The organism is Actinomyces sp. 594, from assembly GCF_019325145.1.
In the GTDB taxonomy this organism is placed as follows: domain Bacteria; phylum Actinomycetota; class Actinomycetes; order Actinomycetales; family Actinomycetaceae; genus Actinomyces.
In genome coordinates this window covers 6,015-11,086 of sequence record NZ_PIZC01000014.1, presented here as the reverse complement: position 1 = coordinate 11,086, position 5,072 = coordinate 6,015, and the positions used below count along the sequence as shown (strand labels likewise).

Annotated in this window: 7 protein-coding genes; 2 read left to right on the top strand and 5 right to left on the bottom strand. The window is 65.6% G+C overall.

Annotation, left to right across the window (positions count from 1 at the left end):
* The 4 genes from GZ998_RS02085 to GZ998_RS02070 form a co-directional block, all read right to left on the bottom strand.
* On the bottom strand, positions 1-584 hold a 584-nt coding region (locus GZ998_RS02085), incomplete at its 3' end, for a DUF624 domain-containing protein (protein ID WP_219108684.1).
* A 12-nt stretch (positions 585-596) separates the two neighbouring features.
* A complete protein-coding gene (locus GZ998_RS02080) occupies positions 597-1,457 on the bottom strand; it encodes a carbohydrate ABC transporter permease (RefSeq protein ID WP_238994271.1) in 861 nt (286 codons plus the stop codon).
* Between the two features lie 44 nt (positions 1,458-1,501).
* Positions 1,502-2,347 carry a carbohydrate ABC transporter permease gene (locus tag GZ998_RS02075; RefSeq protein WP_219108681.1) on the bottom strand — a complete coding sequence of 282 codons (846 nt, stop codon included), beginning with the start codon at positions 2,345-2,347 and terminating at the stop codon, positions 1,502-1,504.
* 151 nt (positions 2,348-2,498) lie between these two features.
* Positions 2,499-3,836 carry an ABC transporter substrate-binding protein gene (locus GZ998_RS02070; RefSeq protein WP_162679014.1) on the bottom strand — a complete coding sequence of 446 codons (1,338 nt, stop codon included), beginning with the start codon at positions 3,834-3,836 and terminating at the stop codon, positions 2,499-2,501.
* A 337-nt stretch (positions 3,837-4,173) separates the two neighbouring features.
* Between GZ998_RS02070 and GZ998_RS02065 the strand changes: the two genes are divergently transcribed.
* Positions 4,174-4,401, top strand: a complete 228-nt coding sequence (locus GZ998_RS02065) for a toxin-antitoxin system antitoxin subunit (RefSeq protein WP_219108678.1) — start codon at positions 4,174-4,176, stop codon at positions 4,399-4,401.
* A complete protein-coding gene (locus GZ998_RS02060; RefSeq protein WP_237564180.1) occupies positions 4,398-4,793 on the top strand; it encodes a type II toxin-antitoxin system VapC family toxin in 396 nt (131 codons plus the stop codon). The genes GZ998_RS02065 and GZ998_RS02060 overlap by 4 nt, the downstream gene beginning before the upstream one ends.
* Positions 4,794-4,855: 62 nt before the next feature.
* On the opposite strand, the gene GZ998_RS02055 is transcribed toward GZ998_RS02060, so the two are convergent.
* On the bottom strand, positions 4,856-5,072 hold a 217-nt coding region (locus GZ998_RS02055), incomplete at its 5' end, for a hypothetical protein (RefSeq protein ID WP_219108675.1).

The following is a 5,072-nucleotide window of genomic DNA, read 5'->3' as shown; positions in this document are numbered from 1 at the left end:
CGCTGCACCAGAGCCATGAGATAGCCGATGAAGGCGACGCCGAGCAGCACCATGAACCAGCCGGCGGCGGCGCGGGCGCCGGGCAGGGCAACCACGATCACGGGGACGGCAAGCAGAAGCAGGCACACGGCGGTGCGGCCGAGCGCCCCGACGGCCAGGCGCGCCGCATTGGCCACGTGCGCGCCGACGGTGTTGTCGAAGAAGGCGACCAGCGGCACCAGCCAGATCAGGACGGCGACGATCAGCAGCGCCCCGGCGTCGACCAGACCAGTCAGGGCGGCACCGCCCAGCTGGGAGAGTGACAGGTTCATCCAGGCGGCCAGTCCCGCCGCGGCGAGCGCCGGCAGCCACCAGGCCAGCGACTGGGCCAGGTTGGTGCGGAACGAGTGCCACCAGGTGCGCACCGTGTAGGTGTCCTCATCGCGCGCCATTTCCATCACCACGCGGGCGCAGGCGGTAAGCGCTGCGCCCGCGGTGATGATGGGCAGGCACCCCAGCAGGGTGAGCAGGTTGACGACGACGAGGTCGGCGGCCGCAGACCACGCCCGGTAGAAGGCCGAGTCGGGTCTTAGGAAACCGGACATGACGTGGGCGGCTCAACCCTTGACGGCGCCGGCGGCGACGCCCTCGACGATGTACTTCTGGCCGAAGGCGTAGAAGACGACGATCGGGATGATGGCCAGAACCAGCATCGCCATCTGGGCACCCATGTCGCGGTTGCCGTTGGAGCCGACGAGCATCTGGATGACGATGGGGACCGTCTTGTAGCGCTCGTCCTGGCCGATGACCAGGTTCGGCAGGAGGAAGTCGTTCCACACCCACATGGCATTCAGGACCGCGACCGTCACCGACGTCGGCTTGAGCAGCGGCATCACCACCCGGAAGTAGCTCTGCAGCGGGGTGCAGCCGTCCATGTAGGCGGCCTCCTCGATGTCCATCGGCACGGACTTGATGAAGCCCGCGAACAGGAACACGGACAGGCCGCCGCCGAAGCCCAGGTAGAGGATGATCATGCCCCACGGCGTCGCCAGGCCCAGCGCGTCGGCGATCTTGACGGTGGGGAACATGACCAGCTGGAAGGGGGCGATCATGGAGAAGGCGAACAGGTAGTAGATCAGGGAGGTCCACCAGGTCTTGACGCGGGTGATGTAGTACGCGGTCATGGCCGTCAGCAGCACGATCACCGCCACCGAGCCGACGGTGATGAACAGCGACCAGCCCAGTGCCCGGGCGAAGCCGGACAGCTGCAGACCGGTGATGTAGTTGCTCAGCCCGGCGAAGGTCTCGCCGGTGGGCAGGGAGAAGGGCGAGTCGGAGATGAAGAACTTGCCCTTGAAGGAGTTGATCAGGATGAACAGCAGCGGAATGATCCAGATCAGCGAAAGCACCGCCAGCAGGGCCGTGAGCAGGTTCTGACCGGCCGTCTGCTTGCGGCGGGCGGGCTTGGAGGGCTGCATCGGCTTGATGGCCGTCGGGCCCATGGGGGCGAGGGTCTCGGTGCTCACGCTTCAACCTCCTTGGCGCGGGTCGCGCGCAGCTGCAGCACGGCGATGACGGAAACGATGATGAAGAAGATGACGGCCTGCGCCTGGGCGATGCCCTGCTTACCGACCTGCTTGTACATCAGGTCGACGATGTTCAGCGCCGCCATCTGCGTCTGCTTGAGCGGAGCGCCGTTGGTCAGCGCCAGGTTCTGGTCATACATCTTGAAGGTGTTGGCCAGGGTGAGGAACAGGCAGATGGTGATGGAGGGCATGACCATCGGGATGGTGACGTGGCGCAGGGTCATCCACTTTCCGGCGCCGTCGATCTGGGACGCCTCAATCAGCTCCGGCGGCACGTTCTGCAGACCGGCGATGTAGATAATCATCATGTAGCCCATGAGCTGCCAGTTGATCAGCAGGATCAGGCCGGCCATGCCCAGGCGCCAGTCGTTGACGATGGTCTGACCCCAGTGGCGCAGAATCGCGTTGAGCATGACCTGCCAGGTGTAGCCCAGGACGATGCCGCCGATCAGGTTCGGCATGAAGAACACCGAGCGGAACAGGTTGGTGCCGCGCAGCTTGCGGGTGAGCAGGTAAGCCAGTGCGAAGGCTCCAAGGTTGACGGTGATGATGGAGATGGCCGAGACCAGGGCGGTGAAGCCGAGCGCCTTGACGAAGCCGGTGTTGCCGGTCAGCGCGGTCTGGTAGTTGTCGAAGCCGACCCACTTGGCGTTGGTGAGCGTGGTGAATTTGGTCAGTGACAGGTACAGGCCCATGAAGAAGGGCACGATGAACGCGATGAGGAAGGCGATCAGCGTGGGGCCGGTGAAGACGACGAAATACTTCTTGAGCGACTTGGTCATGTGTGTCTCGAGGGGTTCACGGAGGCGGGGGCGGCGACAGCGCGGTTGAGTGGGAATGACAGGCGGCGCCCGGCAGTGTCACCGGGCGCCGCCGTCGTCAATTCACGATCCTACAAGGGCCACTCGACGGCCACTGTCGGGGTGCGGAGAATCAGGCGCTCTTCTCGGCGTGCCACTCCTCGACGAAGTAGTTCTTGACGTCGTCCCAATCCTCGGCGCCGGAGGCGTACTGGGACAGGTGCTGGCCGACCTGGTCCTTGAAGTCCTGGCTCGGGAAGGTCTGGAAGACCCAGTTGATCGGGTACAGGTCATCGTTGTTCATGTACTCCACGACCTCGGCGCCGAGCGGGTCGGCAGGGGCGAGCTCGGCGAAGGCCGAGTAGGGAGCCATGGAGACCACGGAGTTGTCGGTGAGCAGCTTGGCGGCCTCGGCATCCATGAACAGCCAGTTCAGGAAGTCGATGGAGGCCTGCTGGTCCGCCTCGGAGGCCTGGGAGTTGATCGACAGGAAGTTCTCGGTTCCCAGCGCGATGCCGGAGTCCTCCTCGCCGTCCACGCCGATGTAGATCGGCATGAAGTGGATCTGGTCCTCCTTGACGACGTTGCCGTCGACCTCGGAGATCTGGGACCAGGCCCAGTTACCGTTCTGGACCATGGCGGCCTTGCCCAGGGCGAACTCGGCCATCGAGTCCGAAACGTACTTGGAGGACAGCGCAGAGGGCTCGACCGTGGAGTTGTTGAGGTAGAGGTCGAAGATCTGCCGGTAATTGTCCGAGTAGGTCAGCTCGAGGTCAGGAGTGTCGGTGACGCCCTTGTCCTTGAACTCGTAGTAGATGGGGTAGTTGGCCAGGTGGGTCTGCCAGCGCCAGTCCTCACCGGGGGTGAAGGAGGTACAGGCGAAGACACCGTCGATACCCAGCTCGTCCTTCTTGGACTGCATGTCCTCGACGACCTCCTTGAGCTTGTCGAAGCCCTTGATCTCATCGATGGAGGAGGCCTTGGCGCCGTCCGTCGCGAAGTAGGCGTCCATGATCTCGCCGTTGTAGATCAGGCCATAGCCCTCGGTTGCGAGCGGGGAGCCGTAGACGGTGCCGGCATCGTCGGTCAGGGCCATGGACGGATCGGTGAGGTCCTTGACGAAGTCTGCGTCCGAGATGTCGAGCGCGTAGTCCTGCCAGGTGGCCAGGCCGACCGGGCCATTGATGTTGAAGATCGTGGGCGGGTTGGACTTGGCTACCTCGGTCTGCAGGGTCTGCTCGTAGGTGCCGGAGGCGGCGGTGACGACCTTGACCTGGACACCGGTCTTCTCGGTGTAGGTGGAGGCGATGGTCTTGAAGGCCTCCTCGGCCTCGGGCTTGAAGTTCAGGAAGTAGACCGAGCCGGTCCCGGAGTCGCCGGAGTCGGACCCGTTGGAGCAGGCGGCCAGAGTCGCGGCGAGCGCGACCGCCGCGGAGCCACCGAGCATAGAGCGACGGGTGATGGGTCGCATTGATTGTCCTCCCTTGGACACGGAGTTGCCGGACCGAGGCCCGGAGAGAGCGGCTGCCAATCGTGCGTCACGAACCGCGAAGCGGCCCATCGCCCGACGGCGCTGACGCCCCCATTACACACGACACCCCGGCTTGTTGCAAGCCTTGCAAACCAGATTCGGGGCATTCATGGGCGGATGCGGGGTTTTGTGTGCATTCACAGCCCCATCCTGTAACCTTTTTGCAAGGACTGCGCCGACCCATTGCAGGCCGGTACTCGTCCTCACACCGCCCCTCACGCCAACCTCCGCCTGTCATGCCGCTGCCGCATTCCGACCCGAGCGGTATGATTCTGGTATGACTCAGAAGATTGCGGTAAGCCTCCCGGATGCGCAGGTCAGCTCGATCCGGCGCGCGGTTGCGCAGGGGCGGGCGGCGTCGGTGTCCGGGTACATCAGCGCCGCGGTCGCCCGCGCCGAGCGCGAAGACGGCCTGACCGAGCTGCTCGATGACTTGGACCGCGAGCTGGGCCAGGTCGACGACGCCGACCTGGCCTGGGTCGACCGCGCCCTCGGACTGGCGTGACTACGGACGTCGAGGTCACGGGCCTGACCCTGGACACCGGGGCGCTGCTGGCGCTCGAGCGCGGCGACGCCAGAATGCGGGCCCTGCTGCGCCGGGCGACCGAGGCCGGGATGGCACTGGCAGTACCCGCCGGCGTCGTCGCCCAAGCCTGGCGAGGAGGACCCCGCCAAGCGCGTGTCGCCCGCCTGCTCGGTGACCCCGCGGTTCAGGTCATCCCGCTGGACGATGTGACGGCGCGGGCGGTGGGGCTGCTATGCCGCCGCAGCGGACACCCTGACATCGTCGACGTCCATGTGGCACTGCACGCCCACGAGCATGGCCACGCGGTGGTGACCTCGGACCCGGGCGACCTGCGCGCCGTCACCCCCACTCTGCGCCTCATCGCCGTCTAACCTGCCGACGCCACCGGCCCGGCGCCGACATCAAGCACGCCCCGCCTCGCCAGGCGGTGTGCTCAGTCGTCCCGGTGGCGCATCCAGTACAGGTAGGAGTACACGCCCATGACTCCGAAGAAGAGTGGATACAGCCAGACACGCGGGGTCAGCCACGCCTCGATGGACAGCAGGTCGCCGTTCTCCAGCCCCAGCAGGACTCGCGCCACCATGAGCGACCACAGGAACTGCGCGGCCACCCGCCTGGCAGTCGGCCGACGGTGCCGCGTGCGCTCGCCG

Excerpts from the sequence above, each read along its gene's own strand:
- GZ998_RS02080 (WP_238994271.1), bottom strand. The coding sequence starts at position 1,457 with ATGCAGCCCTCCAAGCCCGCCCGCCGCAAGCAGACGGCCGGTCAGAAC.
- GZ998_RS02075 (WP_219108681.1), bottom strand. The coding sequence starts at position 2,347 with ATGACCAAGTCGCTCAAGAAGTATTTCGTCGTCTTCACCGGCCCCACG.
- GZ998_RS02070 (WP_162679014.1), bottom strand. The coding sequence starts at position 3,836 with ATGCGACCCATCACCCGTCGCTCTATGCTCGGTGGCTCCGCGGCGGTC.
- GZ998_RS02065 (WP_219108678.1), top strand. The coding sequence starts at position 4,174 with ATGACTCAGAAGATTGCGGTAAGCCTCCCGGATGCGCAGGTCAGCTCG.